Source organism: Geobacter sp. AOG2, from assembly GCF_019972295.1.
GTDB lineage: Bacteria > Desulfobacterota > Desulfuromonadia > Geobacterales > Pseudopelobacteraceae > Oryzomonas.
This window is the reverse complement of record NZ_BLJA01000001.1, coordinates 1,831,966-1,851,117: the sequence shown is the minus strand read 5'-3', so window position 1 is coordinate 1,851,117 and position 19,152 is coordinate 1,831,966. Positions and strand designations below refer to the sequence as shown.

At 58.7% G+C, this 19,152-nt stretch carries 21 protein-coding genes and 1 riboswitch; of the genes, 4 read left to right on the top strand and 17 right to left on the bottom strand.

All coding sequences use genetic code 11. The annotated features are described in order from the left end of the window. Position 1: 1 nt before the first annotated feature. Together LDN12_RS08375 and LDN12_RS08370 are read left to right on the top strand one after the other, a co-directional pair. Positions 2–895, top strand: coding sequence for a YihY/virulence factor BrkB family protein (locus LDN12_RS08375; protein ID WP_223922215.1), 894 nt, complete (start codon positions 2–4; stop codon positions 893–895). 48 nt (positions 896–943) lie between these two features. Next, complete coding sequence (locus LDN12_RS08370; RefSeq protein WP_223922214.1) at positions 944–1,531, top strand: acyloxyacyl hydrolase; 588 nt, start codon at positions 944–946, stop codon at positions 1,529–1,531. Between the two features lie 84 nt (positions 1,532–1,615). Here LDN12_RS08370 and LDN12_RS08365 read toward each other — a convergent pair whose 3' ends face one another. From LDN12_RS08365 to fabG, 8 genes are all read right to left on the bottom strand, one after another. Beyond that, positions 1,616–2,737, bottom strand: coding sequence for a DUF748 domain-containing protein (locus LDN12_RS08365; RefSeq protein ID WP_223922213.1), 1,122 nt, complete (start codon positions 2,735–2,737; stop codon positions 1,616–1,618). 42 nt (positions 2,738–2,779) lie between these two features. Then, positions 2,780–5,323 carry an MMPL family transporter gene (locus tag LDN12_RS08360; RefSeq protein ID WP_223922212.1) on the bottom strand — a complete coding sequence of 848 codons (2,544 nt, stop codon included), beginning with the start codon at positions 5,321–5,323 and terminating at the stop codon, positions 2,780–2,782. Further along, entirely contained in the window at positions 5,324–6,022 is a 699-nt protein-coding gene (locus LDN12_RS08355; RefSeq protein ID WP_223922211.1) for a lipoprotein insertase outer membrane protein LolB, read from the bottom strand. It lies immediately after the preceding gene. Between the two features lie 30 nt (positions 6,023–6,052). Beyond that, positions 6,053–6,649: an outer membrane lipoprotein carrier protein LolA gene (locus LDN12_RS08350; protein WP_223922210.1), complete on the bottom strand. Its 597-nt coding sequence runs from the start codon at positions 6,647–6,649 to the stop codon at positions 6,053–6,055. Between the two features lie 62 nt (positions 6,650–6,711). Further along, complete coding sequence (locus LDN12_RS08345; RefSeq protein WP_223924045.1) at positions 6,712–7,092, bottom strand: hydroxymyristoyl-ACP dehydratase; 381 nt, start codon at positions 7,090–7,092, stop codon at positions 6,712–6,714. After that, entirely contained in the window at positions 7,088–8,170 is a 1,083-nt protein-coding gene (locus LDN12_RS08340; protein ID WP_223922209.1) for a beta-ketoacyl synthase N-terminal-like domain-containing protein, read from the bottom strand. The genes LDN12_RS08345 and LDN12_RS08340 overlap by 5 nt, the downstream gene beginning before the upstream one ends. Further along, on the bottom strand, positions 8,167–9,372 hold the full coding sequence (locus LDN12_RS08335; protein ID WP_223922208.1) for a beta-ketoacyl synthase: 1,206 nt from the start codon (positions 9,370–9,372) through the stop codon (positions 8,167–8,169). The genes LDN12_RS08340 and LDN12_RS08335 overlap by 4 nt, the downstream gene beginning before the upstream one ends. A gap of 90 nt (positions 9,373–9,462) precedes the next feature. Then, positions 9,463–10,203 carry a 3-oxoacyl-ACP reductase FabG gene (gene fabG, locus LDN12_RS08330; RefSeq protein WP_223922207.1) on the bottom strand — a complete coding sequence of 247 codons (741 nt, stop codon included), beginning with the start codon at positions 10,201–10,203 and terminating at the stop codon, positions 9,463–9,465. A 180-nt stretch (positions 10,204–10,383) separates the two neighbouring features. After that, positions 10,384–10,536: riboswitch (FMN riboswitch) on the top strand. 117 nt (positions 10,537–10,653) lie between these two features. On the opposite strand from fabG, the gene ribB reads away from it, so the two are divergent. Next, a complete protein-coding gene (gene ribB, locus LDN12_RS08325) occupies positions 10,654–11,319 on the top strand; it encodes a 3,4-dihydroxy-2-butanone-4-phosphate synthase (RefSeq protein WP_223922206.1) in 666 nt (221 codons plus the stop codon). A gap of 133 nt (positions 11,320–11,452) precedes the next feature. Here the strand turns inward: ribB and LDN12_RS08320 are convergent, their stop codons facing one another. The 6 genes from LDN12_RS08320 to wrbA form a co-directional block, all read right to left on the bottom strand. Beyond that, positions 11,453–11,917: a pyridoxamine 5'-phosphate oxidase family protein gene (locus LDN12_RS08320; protein WP_223922205.1), complete on the bottom strand. Its 465-nt coding sequence runs from the start codon at positions 11,915–11,917 to the stop codon at positions 11,453–11,455. 35 nt (positions 11,918–11,952) lie between these two features. Beyond that, on the bottom strand, positions 11,953–12,939 hold the full coding sequence (locus LDN12_RS08315) for an aldo/keto reductase (RefSeq protein WP_223922204.1): 987 nt from the start codon (positions 12,937–12,939) through the stop codon (positions 11,953–11,955). A gap of 19 nt (positions 12,940–12,958) precedes the next feature. After that, positions 12,959–13,810, bottom strand: a complete 852-nt coding sequence (locus LDN12_RS08310; RefSeq protein WP_223922203.1) for a metal-dependent hydrolase — start codon at positions 13,808–13,810, stop codon at positions 12,959–12,961. Further along, the gene (locus LDN12_RS08305) at positions 13,746–14,336 is read right to left on the bottom strand and encodes a MarR family winged helix-turn-helix transcriptional regulator (RefSeq protein ID WP_223922202.1); all 591 of its coding nucleotides are present in this window, start codon (positions 14,334–14,336) and stop codon (positions 13,746–13,748) included. The genes LDN12_RS08310 and LDN12_RS08305 overlap by 65 nt, the downstream gene beginning before the upstream one ends. Before the next feature lie 96 nt (positions 14,337–14,432). Next, positions 14,433–14,939 (bottom strand): hypothetical protein, encoded by a 507-nt coding sequence (locus LDN12_RS08300; protein WP_223922201.1) that lies wholly within the window; start codon positions 14,937–14,939, stop codon positions 14,433–14,435. 21 nt (positions 14,940–14,960) lie between these two features. Next, positions 14,961–15,578 carry an NAD(P)H:quinone oxidoreductase gene (wrbA, locus tag LDN12_RS08295; RefSeq protein ID WP_223922200.1) on the bottom strand — a complete coding sequence of 206 codons (618 nt, stop codon included), beginning with the start codon at positions 15,576–15,578 and terminating at the stop codon, positions 14,961–14,963. 151 nt (positions 15,579–15,729) lie between these two features. On the opposite strand from wrbA, the gene LDN12_RS08290 reads away from it, so the two are divergent. Beyond that, complete coding sequence (locus tag LDN12_RS08290) at positions 15,730–16,440, top strand: hypothetical protein (protein WP_223922199.1); 711 nt, start codon at positions 15,730–15,732, stop codon at positions 16,438–16,440. Positions 16,441–16,527: 87 nt separating this feature from the next. Here the strand turns inward: LDN12_RS08290 and LDN12_RS08285 are convergent, their stop codons facing one another. Genes LDN12_RS08285 through LDN12_RS08275 form a run of 3 tightly spaced genes read right to left on the bottom strand, consistent with a single transcriptional unit; the run spans position 16,528 to position 19,147 of the window. Continuing rightward, positions 16,528–17,907 carry a lipid biosynthesis B12-binding/radical SAM protein gene (locus LDN12_RS08285; protein ID WP_223922198.1) on the bottom strand — a complete coding sequence of 460 codons (1,380 nt, stop codon included), beginning with the start codon at positions 17,905–17,907 and terminating at the stop codon, positions 16,528–16,530. Next, positions 17,904–18,326: an acyl-CoA thioesterase gene (locus tag LDN12_RS08280; RefSeq protein ID WP_223922197.1), complete on the bottom strand. Its 423-nt coding sequence runs from the start codon at positions 18,324–18,326 to the stop codon at positions 17,904–17,906. The genes LDN12_RS08285 and LDN12_RS08280 overlap by 4 nt, the downstream gene beginning before the upstream one ends. Further along, positions 18,323–19,147 carry an ACP S-malonyltransferase gene (locus tag LDN12_RS08275; protein ID WP_223922196.1) on the bottom strand — a complete coding sequence of 275 codons (825 nt, stop codon included), beginning with the start codon at positions 19,145–19,147 and terminating at the stop codon, positions 18,323–18,325. The genes LDN12_RS08280 and LDN12_RS08275 overlap by 4 nt, the downstream gene beginning before the upstream one ends. Positions 19,148–19,152: the final 5 nt, after the last annotated feature.

Below are 19,152 nucleotides of genomic sequence, written 5' to 3'. Positions count from 1 at the left end.
CATGACGAATGAACGAAACGACAGTCCGTGGAAACCGGGCAGGTTCTTTAGTTTCATGGCTACCGTTATGCGGGATTTCCGGCGCAACCAGGGCTTTCTGCTGTCAGGTGCCGTCGCCTACTACACCCTGCTATCGGTGGTGCCCATGTCGATCCTCGTCATGACCGTGCTTTCCCATATCATCGGTGAGGAGCGGTTGGTGGCAACCATGGCGACCTACCTGGAGATGGTGGTGCCCGGCTATACGGCCATCCTGCTTGAGCAGGTACGGGTTTTCGTGCAAAACCGGCAGGTGATCGGTTCCATCGGTTTCATCGCCATGCTGTTTTTCAGTTCCATTGCCTTTTCGGTCCTGGAAAACGCCATCTCGGTGATCTTTTTCCACCACGTCAGACACGAGCGTCGCGGTTTTCTCGTTTCGGCCCTGATCCCCTTTGTCTACATTTGTGCCCTTGCCCTGGGAATCATTGTAGTGTCGGTAGCGGTGGGCGCGGTGGAGACCCTGGAAAACCGGCATCTGATCCTGTTCAACTGGAGTGTGAGCCTGGCCGGCACGGAGCGGATCGCACTGTACATCTTGGGGATCGCCGGAGAACTACTGATGCTCACTTCCATCTACCTGGTGATGCCCGTGGTGCGAATTACCTTTCGCCACGCCCTCATCGGTGGGGCGGCCGCCACGCTGCTCTGGGAGATCACCCGCCGGATACTGGTCTGGTATTACGCATCTCTCTCCATGGTTAATATCATCTACGGCTCAATTGCCACGGTGGTGGTGACCCTGCTCAGTATCGAGGTGTCGGCCATAATTCTGCTCTTGGGCGCCCAGATCATTGCCGAGTTGGAATCGACCCGTGCAACGAGCCCGGTTGAGCAGTCCGGCTTTGAGACCTGAAGTCACAAACAACATCACTCTGCATAACAGGTAGGTAAAACTCACTCTATGATACAGAAAACGCTCCTGACCACCCTTGTCCTCATTGCCATCCTCACCCCGTTATCTGTCCGGGCAGAAACAATTGTCGCCACGGCCTCCTCGGAATGCGCACTGCTGACCGGTTACGGCATCATCCACCGCTATTTCGGCGCTACCCGCACCCAGGTACAGACCTGGGACGTCATCGCCCGTTATGGCCGATTCCTCTCTGATGAGGTCGGTACGGGAAGCTGGTATCAAGGAAGGCACGAACTGCTGGTGGAGATACCTTATCACATGGCCGTGGACCACGACGCCAGGTCGATGGTAGGGGGATACCTTCTGGGAAGCTGGAAATTCACCGGACTGGAGGGCATCTACCCTTATGTTTTTGCCGGCGGAGGGATACTCTTTGTGGATGTTGGGCTACCCACCATGGGGAGCAAACTGGATTTTTCCTACCAGGGGGGGACAGGGTTGCAGTATTTTCTGCGCAAGAACACGGCGCTTATGGCCGAGTATCGTTATCATCACATTTCCAACGCTGGTACCGCCTCGCCCAACGAACCGCTTAATTCCAGCAAGTTTCTGGTGGGCGTAACGTTCTATCACTGAACCGCCCCGTCCATCCCACATTTTCGATGTGCCGCCATTTATCGGCATTCATCGGCCGTTAACTATCGATTCCAGATTTACTGGTTATTTCCCGCCGCCAAATATCTTTTTGATCCCCTTTTCCCCCATATCGATAATCCCCTTGCCGATACTCGTCACGCTGGAGATGCCAATCTTGGAAGCCAGGGCTGTGGCCACTTGGTCAACCAGGGTCTGGCGGACGGCAAAATGTGGATCGTCGAGACTGCCGCTCAGTGAGAAATCAACCTGGAGTTCGTCCTTGTTGTCGGACAGGAACTTGATAAAGGCCCAGGCGGGAACCCCCATCAGCAAGCCCTTTGCCCCGGAATTGGCAAAGGCCAGATTGCTCAGGCGCAGGGTGCCGGGGGCATTCAGGCGGCGGTTTTCAATGGTTATGGTACTACTGGCGGACAGCTTCCCGGACGCCACACCCAGGTCACCCTTCTTGAGGAAGTAGGGCCGGAACTTGGTAATATCAAGTCCCGCAAGTTCCAGTTTAAGGTGGGTGTCAAGCCCCTTGGGGGTTATCTCGCCTCGCACCGAAAGGGTCCCACCACCTTTACAGGCCACATCCAGACGCACCGGCGACGCCCGCTTTGAAGCCGGCATGGTCAGGAAATCGGCGGAGAACGCAATGCTTTGGAATGTGACCAGATGGTATTGTTCACGAGGGTTGCTCAACCCCACCCCGCCTCTACGGGAGATGTGCCGGTCAAGCAGGTCCAGACTGCCGTTATTTATCTTGAGGGTATTGATCCGCACCGGCAGGGAGGCGGGCGACGAACGGGAGGGAGGCTCCTTGCGGGGTTGCAATATCTTCACGAGCGACCCGTCCGGGGCTATTTCCAGAAGCAGCCAGGGTTTTTCCAGGACAATCTCGCTGATATCCAGCCTGCCACTCAGGAGCGAAAGCAGGCTGGGGCGGATGACGATCCGTTCAACGGTGAGGCGATCGGCAAAACGACCGGGCCCGCCATGACGGGCAATCCGCACGTTGTCCAGTTCTACCCGGTTCCATCGAGCGGTTACCTTGCCCAAAGTCAGCCCGTCTCCGACCATGCTTTTCAGGCGCGACTGGACCAGGGTGGTGAGATGGGCATAGCCCCACCACATCCCGCAGCCGACAAGCAGCACCAGCACGGCCAAACCCTTGGCAAGGTGTTTTTTGAACCCGATCATATTCATGCAACCCTCTTCAATCAGTGCCGTATGGCAAAACCGGGCCGGTCATTTATTTATCTTACGGGGAATCTTAAGGAACATCGCAGCCGGAAGGGTCACCAGGCTGAAAAACGCTGTGAAGCCGACCCCCAGATTGGTAGCCCAGCCGATTGATGCCAGGGCGGGGTAATCGGCAAAGGCCAGCGAGCCGAATCCGGCAATGGTTGTCAGGGCCGACAGGAACACCGCCCGCCCGGCCTGAACAAAGCGTGCTTCAGCGTCGGGAGAGGCGCTATCCCCGACCCGGTGCCCGATATGCAGGCCGTAGTCGCTCCCCATTCCCACGATGGTAACAAGCACCATAGCGTTCATGAAATTAAGCTTCATACCGGCCAGGGCCATGACCCCCAGCATGGCGGCCGCTCCGCCCGCCACAGGAAAGAGGGGATAGAACACTCCTTCTTTTGTTCTGAAATGGCTAATAAGCAGAAACAGCACCAGCAAACCGCCGACCAGAAAACTCCACAGAAAGCTGTGGGATACCGATGCGGCCAACTGGCTGCTGACCAGTTCGACGCTGCTTGCCCGGGCCGCCGGGTCAAAGGCCGTGAGATCTTTCAAAAAGGCTGTCTGGCTGAACTCGGGCCCGCGATAGTAGATGAATATCAGACTATGATAGCCATTTGTATCGTGGATCAGGTGGCGATTGACGACGCCCCGCAACGGCGATGCCTCTAGCCGGCTGACCGCCTCGCTCTCGGGGAGCAGTTCAGCATTGCTGAAATGGGTAAGGGCATCGATAAAAGGCTGAAACGGTTCCGGGGCAAAGCCGTGCCGTAGCAGGGCTGCTCGAAACGCTGCCGCCATCCCGCTGCCGTTGCTTGTGGATAACCCCGTGACGATCTTCTGCTGCTCGCCGCGGTTGTTGATGACCTTACCCAATGACGACCAGTCGCTGATCCGGCCGGCCAGGCGGTAGCGCTCGGCCAGTTCCCCCACCCGTCCCGAGCGGGCCAGCACCTCGCCAAGATCGCGACCCTCCACGGCCACCAGCAGTTGCCGGGGCGCAAGACTCAAGTGCTTTTCGATCTTTTCCTGGGTCAGGAAAGCCTCGGAGTGCTGCGGCTGGAGATTTTTCAACTCACCATCGAATCTGACGGAAAAGGCGGCGGACCCAAGCGCGGCCAACAACAGCAGGGAAACTGAGGCGATCAGTCCGGGGCGCCGGCCTGCCAGACGCCAGACAAAGCGCAGCCCAAGACCGGGCAACGGCCGAAACGGAGCAGGAAAACGCTGTTCCATGAAGAGCAGGAGCGGCGGCAGAAAGAACAGGGTCGCATAGAACGAGTAGATCACTCCCAGCCCAACCAGAAGCCCCAGCTCAAACAAAGCGCGAACATCCGAGATCATCAGCGCCAGAAACGGCAGTGCAGTGGTGGTTGCAGCGGTAAAAAGGCCGTGCCCGGTATCGACTATTGCCAGGTACAGGGCCTCGTCCGGCACTCTGCCGGCAGCACGCTCGCCGTGATAGCGGTCGTAAAGATGAATGGAGTAATCGGTGCCCAGTCCGATGATCAGTGCCATGAAGGCGAAGGAGATTATATGGATAGAGGGGAGGAACAAACCTGCCGTACCCAGGGCCAGCACCACACCGGCCGAGATGATCAGGGGCAGCAGCAGGGTGGGTAGGAGACGGCGGTAGACGACGTAGAAGATCACCAGCACCACAACCAGGGAAGAGAGGATGCAGGCGACGATATTGGACTTCATCGCCGCTTCGTCCAATACGGCGCTGATATGGGCTCCGGCGCAGGTCACCCTGGCGTCGAGTCCTTTTCGAGCTTCGTTGATGCCGGCCACCAGACGCCGGGCAAAGGCAATGTCCTGCACCGGACGGGCCGGCTCGGCAATCAGGATCAATACCCGGCCGTCGCGGGAGAGGAAATAGGGCGATGCCGGGTCGAGATCCAACGCCTGGCTGCCTGCCTTGAGGCGCGGCAGAACGAATTCCCTGATATTGAGGGGATCGGCGGTGGCAAGACTCGTCATGGCACCGCCCAATTGCCCGGCGAGTTCAGTCTCAAGGCGTTGCAACGAGGCATCGAAGGACGCGCTGGAAAGACGCTCCTTCAGCCGTGGCAAGTCATCTGGTGCAACGAAGAGTTGCGGTCGGGTGACGGCATAGGCGACAAAATCGCTAAACAGCCTCCCCTCGTTCTCGTCGTAGATCCGCCAGGTAATACGGCTGAAGGCGGGACTACCGTCGATCCGAAGGGCTTTCAGCCGGACGGAAAGCTTTTCCGCTTCGACCGGCAACAGGCGGGGTTCGCCTTCCAGCAGGAAATAAGCCTCCTTGGCGCTACCGGTCCACTCCAGAGAGTCCAGCAGCAGGCGGAGGGCCGGAAGGCGCGAGGGGAAGAGACGGAAGATATCCCCCTCGAAACGGATGGTGGCGATAACGGTTAAAGATAGTGCCAGCAGAATCAACGATGCAGCAATGACGACACGGGGTGAGCGGACCGTTAACCGAAAGATCCATTCCAGATGTCGGCGCGTAAGGGCATTGCCGGCGGCAGTGATCCGGGAGAACCACGTGCGGGGAATGAACATTTACTTTCCTTGCAGCGCGGACAGCGGGTAAAGGGTCAGGTTATCCAGATGGGAAGTGAAGGCTTCAGGCGCCAGCTCGGCATTGACCTCCGGCTCGCTGATCTTGATGCGGAAGCGGTCTCCGTTGTGGCTGTACATGATGATCTCGGTTGCCAGGGGCACACCGTTCACCACCACGTAATCGTTATAATGGGCCTCGTCGCCGTTGGACAGACTTTTTGCGATCAGCAGCCCGTTCTCGAAGGTCACCCGCTCTTTCAGACCCATACTGTTGGTCCGCTCAACCGAGCCGTCGCGCAGCGAATTGCCGGGAGGCGGCACATCCATAACCCAGCGTGCCTGGCGCCAGGTATCCCCTTCCCCTTGCTGGGGAAGCTCGGCCAGCAAGCCGCGGAACGCCACTCTCTTGGAATTGTCCACAACCGTGATTTGATCGCCTGCCACAACGGTTTCCATTAAGGTAGTGCCAAAGGGGGAAAGTATCACCATCCTCATCCGGTCGGGACGTTGATAGAGCAGAAAACCGTTTGCCCCCATACCCTGTTCACCCTTGGTGATTGACAGGGACACGGCCGCCGAAAGAGTATCCACCTGGGCGCCGGTCCGATACTCCAGGGGCGGCCTGGGGGTCAAAGCGGCGCACCCGGAAACCAGGGACAGGGTGAGCAACAGCAATAAAAAAGAAATATGTCGTTTCATCAAGTGTCCGATCATTAGTGGCAAAATGTATCACTCAAGCCGGAAATCCCGGTCCGTCAGTCCCACGTTGCGGCGCACCCTTTTAAAGGTCATCATGGCGCGGTCGCCGTTCTGCTCGACGATGACCAGTTTCCTGATCGTGCCGTCCGCCAAAAAAGTAATAACCAGTTCCCTGACCTGTCCCTTGCCGCGTGGGGTCAGGGTGACAGTATAGAGCGGGCCGGTCGCATCGGCCTGAACGCCGACTCCCTCCGGCAGGGTGGTTATCGGTGCAGCCAGCCGAGAGAACCAGCGTTTCAGGCCCTGTTCAGGAGGCAGGACTATCCGGTTCCGCTCGCCGCCCGTGCCCATGACCTGTTCGATGGTATTGTCTCGCAGGATCATGCGACTGGCATAGGGGGCATTGAGTTCGAGATAGAACAGATCCGGCTTGCGGAAGCGTACCGTTCCGTTCATTGTCAATGCCCGTTTCAACAGCGAGAGGCGCTTTTCCTGACTGATATCGGCTGTAAAGTCCGTAACTCCGGTAAAAGCCTTGCGGAGCGCCTCAAGACCTTCCACGGCAGGGATCTGGCGAGCCTGGCAGGGAAAAGCGCCCGCCAGAAGCGCCAGTAGCGTACCGAACACGGGAAAAATCCGCCACCAGACACTGGGCCTGCGACGAGGAGCGAAATCACGTCCAAACCACATCACAGCTTGCCGACCCCCAGAGTAAGTCGAGCCGTAGCCAGCATACGGCCAGCGCAGGCAACCTCTCCCTCCACCATGAAGAGCCTGCCAAAAGCTTTGGCTACCCGAACCGACACCAAAAGCAGATCGCCGGGCAGAGGAATTTCCGAGAATTCAGCCCGGTCGATAGCCGCCAGAAAGCCCCCCTCCCCTTCTTCCTGAATGGTGAGGATGCCGGCCAACTGAGCGATGCACTCCACCAACAACACCTGGGAAAATCCCTGGCCCGACGTAACGGCTATCTGGGCGACTGCCCGAACACCGGCTTCCAGTTCAACGACCCGGTCAAGCAGCAGAAAAGGATAGCGATGAGGGAGATATGCAGCGGGATCGGCGTTAATACGAAACTCCCTTCATGTCGCAGTGAGAAGTGGAGGCTGCGCCGGTCCCCCCCGTAAAGCGGATAGCATAATAGGGACCTTCGGGAGAGGCCGCCAGATGCAATCCTTGTTGGCCGGGCTTCAGCGAGGCCAGCAAGGTAGCTATGGCCGTGCCCCCCATGGCCAGGGAGCGCCCAAGTATGGAGGAAATATCGAAGGTGGCATGAGCTTCAATCCGCTGCATCAGTAGCGGGGTGTCGCCGGCTGTGCCGGAAAGGGAAATGAGGTCGCACTGTTCAGCTCCGGTGAACAAACGATCCGCACCTTCCTGCTCATGACCGGCCGGGAGCAAACCGACGGAAGCGACCGCTTCGACCGTAGCTTTGATGGGGGCGTTGCGCCGAGCGGCGTGGGCGGCGCTCTCCAGAACCAGGATGCCGCTCCCCTCGCCGAAGCAGGCGGCATAACGCCGCAGTTGGCCGGTGGCGGCAAAGCCGGTGATCATCAGCGGCATCAGGTCATCGGCCCCGCCGGTAAGCATGACGTCTGCCCGCCCTTCGGTGATGAAACGGCAGGCCATGGCAAAGGCCGACTCGGCCGAACAGAACCGCTGCACCAGAGTCACATTGGGACCTTTCAGGCCATGCTCGATGGAAGAGTTACTGGCGGGCGCATTGGAAACCGTGTTGGGAAAGAGCACCGGCGCCAGTCCCTCGACACCGCCTTTGAAATAGCCGCTGAGGAACTCGGCAGAATTGGCCACGCCGCCGAAACCGCACCCCAGTGCAATACCGATCCTCTCTGCATTGATGTTTTTCGGGTCGATACCGGCATCCTTGAGGGCCAACCCTGACGCGCCTACGGCAAACTGGCTACAACGGTCCAGCTTGCGCGCCTTGAGCGGCGGCATAAAATCCGAGGCCCTGAAACCGAGCGCCTTGCCCCAGCGCTGCCCACCGTTTGCCGCTATCTCGTCCGGCACCGACGACAAGGCATCCCGACCCGACCCCAGAAGTTCCAGCACCGCTTCGATACCGTTGCCCGCGGCGGTCACGGCCGAGAAGCCGCTAATAACAATATCGTTGTAGGAGTAGATCATATCCCCAGCACCAGTGATGTGATGTTGCCTCCGAAGGCGAAGGAATTGGACATGGCGATGCCGGCCTCGCAGGGACGTTTCCCCTCGTGGCAGTAGTCCAGGTCGCATTCCGGGTCGCGACCGCGAAAATTCAAGGTTTGGGGGATAGTGCGGTGGTTGAGGGCGATCACCGTGGCCAACGCCTCGATGGCGCCGGCCGCCCCCAGGCAGTGGCCGGTCATGGCCTTTGTGGAAATGAGCGGAACCGAGGGGACCCGTTCGCCGAAGACCAGCTTCATGGCGTTGGATTCCACCACATCGTTAAGGGGTGTTCCGGTACCATGGGCATTGACCCATCCCACCCGGCTGCTGTCGATACCGGCTGCGGCAATGGCATCACGCATGACCCGCGCCGCTGTGGAGCCGGTCGGCTCCGGGGCGGTCATGTGATACGCCTCTCCGGCCAGAGCATAGCCGAGCACCGCACCATAGATCCGAGCTCCCCGTGCCAGGGCATCCTCTTCACTCTCCAGCACCAGAAAGGCCGCCCCTTCCCCCAGTGATATTCCCTGGCGCCCCAGGCTGAAGGGGGAGCAGGGTTCGGGATCGACCACCTTCAACGAGTTGAAACCGCCGAAGGTCAAGAGCGACAGGGTATCGGAACCACCAGCTACTACGGCCCGTTGTTGGCCGGTGGCAACCAGTTCGGCACCCCAGCCGATGGCGGTGGCCGAGGAGGAGCAGGCCGTGGTAACCGTGCCCTGATAGCCCGCAAGGTTGCAGGCCAGCGCTATCTCAGTAGCGGTCTTGTCGGGCAGAACGCCGCGCAGCAACACCGGCGGAGCGCTTTCTCCGGCAAGTAGAGACCTCAACCACTGTTCCGACTGGAACATGCCGGCAGCGCCACCCCCCATGGAAACCCCCATGTCAAAGGGCGAATAGTGACCTGCCAAACCACTGTCCGTCAGGGCTTCAGTGACAGCGATCAGGCCGAACTGGTCGGCGCGGGAGAGCTTTCGCGCTGTTGTGCGGTCGAAATGATCCAGCGGAGCGTACCCCTTGACCTGGCAGCCGATACGAGCCGGAAAGGCTGACACGTCGAACAGGTCCAAAGGCGCGATGCCACTCTTGCCGTTCAGCAGGGCGTCACTGAACTCAGTCACATTCTTCCCGGCCCCGCAAAAGACCCCAAGCCCGGTTATGACGACACGTTTTTTTACCATTTAACACCAGATATCAATCAAATATTACTATAACATAAAGCTATGCTTTAAAAAAATATCACGGTTTTCGCCCAACGTAATCACCTTTATCTAGACAGTACCGCCATCCACGACCAAAGCCTGGCCGGTAATGTAGGAGGCCCTCTGGGAGGCCAGGAAAAGAACCGCCTCGGCCACCTCCCCTGGGGAGCCGATCCTGCCGAGGGCCGAACCCTTGACGACCCGTTCCACCACATCCTGCTTCAGCCCGGCAGTCATGTCGGTCGCAATCAGGCCGGCCACGATGGCGTTGACGCGGATGCCCATCGCCCCCACCTCCCGGGCCAGGGATTTGGTGAAACTGATGGCGGCTCCCTTCGAGGCTGCGTAATTGGTCTGGCCGGCAGTGCCGGTCAAGGCGGAAATGGAAGACACTGTAACGATACTGCCGCTACGACGCGCCATCATCTTGCGCACCCCCCACTTGCAGCAGTGGAACAAGGGCGACAGGTTGGTGCGGATGACAGCATCCCAATCCTCCTCGGCCATCATGGCTAGCCAGCCATCGCGGATAATACCGGCGTTGTTGACCAGAATGTCTATATGACCGCTCTCTCGAGATGCCGCGTCAATCAATTCCTGGGCACCTGCGGCCGTGCCCACATCAACCCTGATTACGCTGATTGTTCCGGCCAGGTCCTGCGCCTCCGCAACAAGCGCCGTTGCCGCCTGGTCGTTGCTCAGGTAGGCGGCAAAGACGTGTGCCCCCTGGCGGGCGAACAGTAACGAGATGGCCCGACCAATCCCGCGCGTACCGCCGGTTACCACCACGATATGGTCTCTGAATTCCATCGAAACTCCGGTGAGTATGTCATTATAAGTATATCATTCTAACGTTTTCACCGGAGCATGTCCAGAGTTGACATCAAAGGCTCTCGTCCGCCCCTTGCGGTAGGCGGCAATTCAGGCGCTACGAATTATTTTGGAATGAAGCCCTTGACAGCCTGACTGGTACGCCGGTATGGTGGAGTCACTTATTCTCGGGGCGGGGTGAAATTCCCCACCGGCGGTATCCCGTTTTTTTCCGGGGAGCCCGCGAGCGCCTCTTTCCTTTTGGGAGGAGGGTCTGCAGATCTGGTGAGATGCCAGAGCCGACGGTGAGAGTCCGGATGAAAGAGGATAAGGCAGCGACCTACCCCCCTGGTGACTGACACCACCCGGCGCGCTCTCGTGCGTGCCGGCATGTCACGACTGCCGTCCTGCCGCCCTGAGACCAATTCCCCTTGTTGAAGGAGTCGAATCATGTCTCAGGAACTGCTGGTCTCTTTTGGTACCCCTTTTGAACGTGTCGAGAGCGCCCTGGCCGCATTGCGCATCGGTGCCGGCGTGCTGGTCACCGATGATGAGGAGCGGGAAAACGAGGGAGACCTCATTTTTTCTGCCGGGTCCCTGACCGCCGCCCAGATGGCGCTCATGATCCGGGAATGCAGCGGGATTGTGTGCCTTTGCCTGACACCCGAAAAGGTTGCTGCCCTCAACCTGCCAATGATGGTGGCGGAAAATTCGAGCCGCTATCAGACCGCCTTCACGGTAACCATTGAGGCAGCGGAAGGCGTGACTACCGGGGTTTCCGCAAAAGACCGGGTGACCACCATCCAGGCCGCCATTGCCGACCAGGCACAGCCGTCTGATTTGAACAGCCCCGGCCATGTGTTTCCCTTGCGGGCGCGTCCCGGCGGCGTGCTTGAGCGGGGCGGCCATACCGAGGCAACGGTCGATCTGATGCGACTAGCCGGGCTCAAACCGTGCGGCGTGCTATGCGAGTTGACCAATGAAGACGGCACCATGGCCCGGATGCCGGAAATCATCTCTTTTGCAAAGCAGCATAGCCTCCCGGTGGTTACCGTTGCCGACCTGATAGCCTATCGGCAGCAGGGCGGACACGATAGTACAACACAGGGGCTATAAATCGGGGAAAGTTTAGAAGGGTCCGCATCTGTGCAGGGCCTCATGTCCTTACAGATGCGGAATCAACAACCTGACAGGGGTGTTCACAGGGGTGACATATCGAGTTATTTCCCGGTTGTCTGAAGTGGTACCGTCATCTTCGCGCCTTGCCGCACTGGTCTTCGATGCTGACCTTGAATACCTTGGTCAGTGCCCACTTTGCTTTGATGTAGTCCAGCCCTGACGAAAGAAACTCCCGGGAATACTTGGCTAGAAGCCCTTCCAAGGCCCGTTGTTTTTCCTCGTTATAAACCTCCGTGGCCCTGCCGGAGATAACGACACTTTCATACCTGGTGGCAAACTGGTCGGGCAATACTTCGGTCTTACCGACCACACAGAACGACACCCTAGTGTCGGCTGCAATGTTATTCAGCTTGTGCCCTTCCACAGCGCAGTGGAAGTAGATGGCATCGTTTTCGATGCAGTAGCTAAGCGGGATGCCGTACGGCTGGCCATCCGAGCCGCAGGTTGAAAGGATTCCATACTCACCCCGTTCCAGGATAGCCCTCGCCTCCATTTCCGTTAGAGCCCGCTCATTGCGGCGCAGTTCATGGTGCATGCCAGCAACTCCTTGGTGGTATCGATTGGCAGGGCCTATCGGTTAAGGATCGCCATCATGGCGGCCGGATAGCGTTCACCCGCTACCGCGCCTCTAGGCAATATCGCTTCAATTTCAGCCGCTTCGGCCTCACTTATCGCCACCGTCCCGGCAGCCACGTTCTCTTCCAGATACTTCCTGCGTTTGGTCCCCGGTATCGGCACTATATCGCTACCCTGCGCCATTACCCACGCCAGGGCCAGTTGTCCGGCCGTGACGCCTTTACGAGCTGCAATAACCTTTATGTGTTCCACCAGATGCAGATTCTTGTCGAAGTTCTCACCTTGAAAACGGGGGGACAGGCGCCGGTAATCGTCGGCGTCAAAATCCTCGAAACGCGTAATCTGTCCGGTCAGGAAACCGCGGCCCAACGGGCTGTAGGCAACAAAGCCGATCCCCAACTCCCGCAGAGTGGGCAGCACCCCATCCTCCGGATCGCGGCTCCAGAGCGAATATTCGCTTTGCAACACGCTGATTGGATGCACGGCATGGGCGCGGCGGATAGTGAGCGGACCGGCTTCGGACAGGCCAAGAAAACGGACCTTGCCGGCTGTCACCAACTCGGCCATGGCCCCCACGGTCTCCTCTATCGGCACTTCTGGGTCCACCCGGTGTTGATAGTAGAGATCAATATGATCCAGCCCCAACCTTTTCAGGGAAGCATCACAGGCCGAGCGGACATAGTCAGGCCGCCCGCATACACCGCGATAGTTCGGGTCTTCGGTACGGACAATACCGAATTTAGTCGCCACAACCACATCCTTGCGTATTCCCTTGATCGCCCTGCCCACCAGTTCCTCGTTGGTAAACGGGCCATACATATCGGCGGTATCCAGCAAGGTGACGCCCAGTTCCAGAGCGCGATGGATCGTGGCGATGGCTTCCGCCTCATCCCGCTGACCGTAGAAATCGGACATTCCCATGCACCCCAACCCCTGGGCTGAGACAACCAAACCCTGCGTTCCCAGTGTTCTCTGTTCCATGTTCAATCTCCTTGTGGTGTCAGTGAACGGGCCAGGTAAATGTTTCCCCCGCCGCCATCTCCTTCATGGCCGGGCGGGGCCCGTCCTTGGGCAGGGCGGCCAATTCCTTGGCAAATTGTTCCGGGGTCCCTTTCAGCACCGGGTTTGAACCGAAATGCATTGGGACGACCAGGCCGGGATTGACTAGTCCGGCGGCCAAGGCGGCCCGTTGTGGCCCCATGGTGAAATGCCCGCCGATGCAGGCCAGCATTATGTCGATCTTGTTCAGCGAACCGATCAGGGCCATATCGGAGAAGACATCCGTATCGCCGGTGTGGTAGATGGTAGGACCGTCCTTGATGGCGATCACGAAGCCGCCCGGCGTGCCGCCGTAGACCACCTTGCCGGGCAGCGGGCTATTCGGAACGCCCTCCACAACGGAGCTGTGCACGGCCGGAACCAGCAGGATTCGCACCTCACCATTCAGCAGGCTTAGTTCACCGCCTGGAAAGGCCATATGGCTGCGCTCGACCAGTTTTTCGGGAAAACCGCCATACTGCACCAAGGCGCGGCCCAGGTCATAGTTGGCCACAAGTCTGGCGCCGGTCTTTTTGGCTATCTCCACACCGTTACCGATATGGTCGCCATGGCCGTGAGTGATCAGGATCAGGTCCACCCTGGTGAGGGCGGCAAGGTCTGCGGCACCGTTCTTGTTCAGAGAATTTATGATTAATGGATCAATCAGCAGTACCTTGCCGGACGGCGTCCTGATCTTGAAAGCTGACTGACCGTACCAGGTCAGTTCTGTCGTAGCGCCTGCCGAAACATTAACGGGCATGGCTAGCCCCATGACGAGACTCAACATACCGGCCATCTGCATCAATTTGCTCATTGGCGACCTCCCCGGGTTCAGTCTTGTCTTTGGTCAGGGCCAACCCTGAGTTGACCTTGGCCAGAATATCTTTCATTTGTAAACGCTCCGTTTCGTCGAGCGTTGACATGATCCGGCTGACCCGTTGATAGTGCTGCGGCAAGATGCGGTCCAGCAGTTCCTGTCCGGCCTCGGTGATGGTCACCACAAAGGCGCGCCGGTCCTCTTCGTCCGTCTCACGGGTTACAAGCCTGGCGCTGAGCAGGCCGTCCACCACGCCGGTCATGGTGGCACAGGAGACGCCGGTACCGGTGGCCAGCCGGGAAACGTTCAGACCCGCCGGGTTGCGCAGCAGCAGGATCAAGACGAAAAATTTGCGTTGGGAAAGACTGTGGCGGGCAAGGAACTGATCCAGATCGCTCTGGCAGTCGCCGGAAACCCGCATCAGGTTCAGCCAGGCCTCTAGCGCCGGAACTTCCAGCATTGGGTAGCGCTGCGCCAATTTTGCAATGGTACCGCTGTCAGGCAGGTCTTTGATCTCAAACATCGGACACCTTCGACATTTTATTAAGTAAGCATATATTTAGTCTACTTAATATATTTGTCAAGAGAATACATGCGGCAGACAATGCATGAGCGCGATTCAGAATCTTCTGCTGTCGTAGGCCCAGTGCAAAAGCGCCTGACGCTGCTTTTTCCGGCACGACAGGTGTCCCTCCGGGCAGTTCTTCCGTAGCTGGGCGATATGGCGCGTCATCGCCCTCCATCTCCTGATCTGTCGCTCGTCATCGGCGCACCTCCTGCCCATATAATACCGGCAGTACCACTGGAACCACCCCCGCGGGTCATCGGTATGAATCCATCCCTTTTCCCTCCAGTAGGACAGCGGTTTCGAGGCGTTGACGCCAAAGTAGTTCAGTTCGGGGACATGGAGCTCATGACAAAGTTTGGCGTTGACAAACCACTCTTGCGGGAACTCGTTAGTGCAGTCGGTCATATACTTGCCACCGAAAACCCCTAGTTCGAGCATCTCCTTTGGGGTCAATTCCGGCCTGAAGCAGGGGTGGAAATTTTCTCCTATCGGTTCCGTCAGAAAATAGACGTAATCCGTTTGCATCATGTCGCGAACACATACACGTATTTTTTCCATAAGCGTTTTCCGTGAGGACTGTTATGCTTTCAATTTTTGGGCAATTTTGGCTACATGTGCACCCTGATAGCGGGCGATGGCCAATTCGTTCTCCGATGGCCTGCGTGAGCCGTCAGCCCCAGCCAGGGTGGTGGCGCCGTAAGGGGTGCCACCAGTGATCTCGTCCATGCTCAGAAGCCGCTGTTCTGCATAGGGCACGCCAACTATGATCATGCCTTGGTGCAGCAGGGTGGAATGGAAGCTGGTGATAGTGGTCTCCTGACCACCGTGCTGAGTAGCAGTGCTGGCGAACACGCTGCCCACCTTCCCCACCAGCGATCCTTGCATCCAGAGCTTACCGGTCTGGTCGAGGAAGTTGCGCATCTGTGCCGCCATGTTGCCGAAACGGGTCGGTGTGCCGAAGATAATGGCATCCGCCGCCACCAGCCCGTCAACGGTTGCAGTCGGGATATGGGCAAAGCTCTGCCGTGCCGCCTTGGCCCCATACTGTTCAAGCACGTTTTCCGGGATCAGCTCCGGCACCTGCAACAAGTCCGCGTTGCATCCGGGAATGTTACGAACACCCTCCGCCACCGCTTCGGCCATGGTGTAGATATGTCCGTACATACTGTAGAAAACAATCTGGATGTTTGTTGTCATGATTAAGCCTCCTTGAAGTCGGTATGATAAACAAATTATACGACACAAAGCCGCCAAGTAAAGGCTGGCTCGGCCACAACACAACACCACGATGCTACATTTTTAGCTGCGGATGCCGATAGGAAAAGTATCTGGTTGAAGGAGGCCCGGCATGGATCTATCCACTGTCGCCCACGACTACAATGTGCCCTTGACACGCCCGGAACGCGACCTGATCTCCCGGTTGGACGCCAACGCATCCTCGGGTTCCGAAGACCGCTACGAACGACAGATGAAAGACCTGGCTACCGCGCGCGGGCTGGCGAAACAACTGCCTGACCGGCAGACGTCCGAGCGGCAGAATAAGCTGGAAAAGGCCGCCATACTGAAAGAACGCCTGAGAACGCTCCGCCAGATGATACCGTTCCTCAGCCCGTCCGCGGCAAAATCACTGAAAGCCGAGATGCAACAGATTGCGGCGCAGATAGCCTCCTTGACAGGCGGAAGCGGCGGTGGCTCCGGCGGTGGCTCCGTAACGGCCGAAACGTCAACCCCGGAATCCGCCCAAACAGGCAACGCAGCAGCCCCACCTCAGGAGGCCACGACACAGACAGACGTAGCGGCCAAAGAGACAGACGGGGGGCCGCAGGAACAACAGCCCGCCTCATCCGACGGCGACGACCAGAGGAGCGCACCAACGAGCACTACCCACAGCGTGGAGGACCGTCAACTGAAGGAGGCGGTCGAAGAACTTAGGGGTCTGTACAAAGCGGTGATGGCGGCGCTGAAACGCAAACAGCAGGCAGGACATGGTGCCGGGCTCGAACTCCGGGTTTACGTCGCCATGCCGGAGACAACGGGCAGCGTTGGCGTCAAGGTGTAGCAGGGACGGAAACCAAACGGAAGGGACCGGGGCAGTGGAGAAGGCCGGCCAGAAAGTGTGCGCGGAGCAGGGGTCACGGGCGCGCCGTCACAGCGGTTTGATACGGCTCCTGCCCAGGCGTTTCATCAGCTTCCAGAGCGGCCCCTTGACCGGAAACATGCGCAAGGCCTCCAACATGGCATCGCTGATATTTACCTCAAGGCCTGGCACAACCCAGTTCTTGCGTTTAATCGCCTCCGTTGTGACCAGTTCGGTCAACTCCTCCCGGACGGCGGGCGAGATGTAAAAAACCGGTTCCATAAGGTCGGTGGTGTTGTCGATGATCCCTTCCGCCAGGGCGGTCCGGTGCAACGGGGTGCCGGGGAAGATGCGGATGCCGGTCATAGCAATGATCGCGGTCGGCTCCAGTTCGTCCATCAAGCCAAAACTTTCCAGGATGGTTTCCCGCGTCTCCCCCGGCCCACCGAAGAGGATGTAATGGGCAAAATCCACCTGACGCTCACGGCACAGGCGCGACCCCTCGCGAACATCGGCCACCGTAAAGGCCTTGCCCAGGTTTCTGAGCATGAGCGGCGCGCCGGACTCGGTTCCGTACTCCACGGCGTCGCAGCCTGCGGCCAGCATAACATCCAGCAACCCGGGCGGCATGAAAGCCGGGTTGATGAAAGCAGACCAGTTGATCGCCAGCCGTTCCACGGCCATGGCTCGGCATAGCTGTTCGGCAAACTCGGTCGGGTAGTTGAAGATGTCGTCCACAAAATAGATATAGCTGACCCCGTGATCCTCAATCAGTGAGCGTATCTCGGCGATGATATCCCGAACCGGCCGCAGTCGCATCCTACGCCCCTCCAACAGCGGATAGGTGCAGTAGATACAGGCAAAGGGACAACCGCGTTTGGTCTGCACATTGGCCATGCCCCCCTGGCGCTGATAACGCGCCACGTCGAACAGGCTCCGGTCAGGGGTAGTGATCCGCTCTACCGGCAGTGCCGGCAGGAATTCTTCGGCGCCCCGTACCAGTACCCCCGGCAGGTCGGACGCGCCGGCCCCGCGCACAATCGATTCCACAAGACGGGGCAGGACTTCCTCCCCCTCTCCCACCACACCATAATCGGCATCCACAGAGACCAGGATTTCACGAGGCATCAGGGAAAAACCGGACCCACCCACCACAACCAGGGCACTCCTGCGGCAGACGGAAACCACGTCCCGCACCCCGGCAAGATAGGAGCGGCATCCGGGCCAGGTCACGTTATCGATATTGCGCAGTGAGACCACCACCAAGGCCGGCAAGAACGAGGCGAGCCGTTCTGCAAGGGCCGTTTCCGGCTCCTGTTCGAAACAGAGGTCAAGCACGGAAAGTTCATGGCCTGCGGCGGCCAGGGGCGCAGCCAGATAGGAGAGGCCGATTGGGAACACCGGATAGGGAGAATGTTCACGATTGGCTGAAAGCAGTAGAATTTTCATGCAGCCTCCAGCCAAGCTTTCATGCGCTCGACCCGCTCGGCAACCACATGAGGCATCTGGAATTGCAAAACGCCGTTCAGGTCGGTCAGGGCGTGGCGGGTCAGGCCGGTGGCCAGTTTTTTACCGTCACTGTTCAGTATGACGCTTTCAAAGACCAGGGTAGCCGTCTCGCTGGGTAGCAGGGTGGTGCGGACGGTCAGCACGTCGTTATAGCGGGCGGGACGCAGGTACTTGACCTCCAATGCGACCACCGGCCCCAAATAACCAAGAGTTCCCAACTGGAAGGCATCCAGCCCGAATCTGCCGGCAAGTTCACTACGGCCGATTTCCATCCAGGCAACATAGTGCCCGTGCCAAGCGACCTGATAGGCGTCCACCTCATTGAATCGCACGGTTATGGCGGTTCCATGACTGTTCATAACCTGCTCTCGATCCAACGGTTGTATTTTTTGAGCGAATCCCCCACTCCCACCTCTATGAAACGGGTGACGCCGGAGCGCTTCAGGGCGCGATAGGTCTGTTCCCAGCGGACCGTTTCCGTCAACTCCCGCATCAGGAATACGGGAATCTCAGCGGCGGTGAGAAATTCCTGGTCAATGTGGTTCATGAGCGGAATTACAGGCTCTTCGTAGCGATAGTCTCGGAAGATGGCCATCAGTTCTTCCTCTGCTTCTGCCAGGAGCGGGGTATGCAACGGGGCGTCGCAAGGGAAGAGCTTGGCTGAAAAGGCCCCTGCTGTGAGCGCTTCGCCCAGGGTCGCCTCCATGTCGTGGCGCTTGCCCGCCAACAGAAAGTGATGTGATGTGTTATAGTTGGCAAGAAAAACCGAGCCCTCGGCGGCAAGTACTGCCAGCTTCTCCGCCGTAAGCCCCACCAGGCATCCCAAGGCATAATCCCGTCCCTGAAAACGCTGCTCCATGCAGGCACCGACCCGAAAAGCGATCTCCAGCGCCTCACCTTCGGTGACCGAACCGCAGGCTGCCAGGGCGGCATAAACCCCCATACTGTGTTCCGCAGCCATAGCAGGTTTCATCCCTTCCAGCCGCAGGCAGCGCAGGCGGTAGAGACTTATGGCCACACCATAGACCTGCAGCCCCACCTGCTCCGTATGGGTTTCCCCTGCCCAGATAAAGGTGGACAGGTCCAGACCGGTATGGGCACGGGCCAGGGCGGCGACCTCGCCGAAATCGATATCACCGGGAAGTGATGTGTCGTGGGCCAAAGGTTGGCCAGGGAACATGAAAC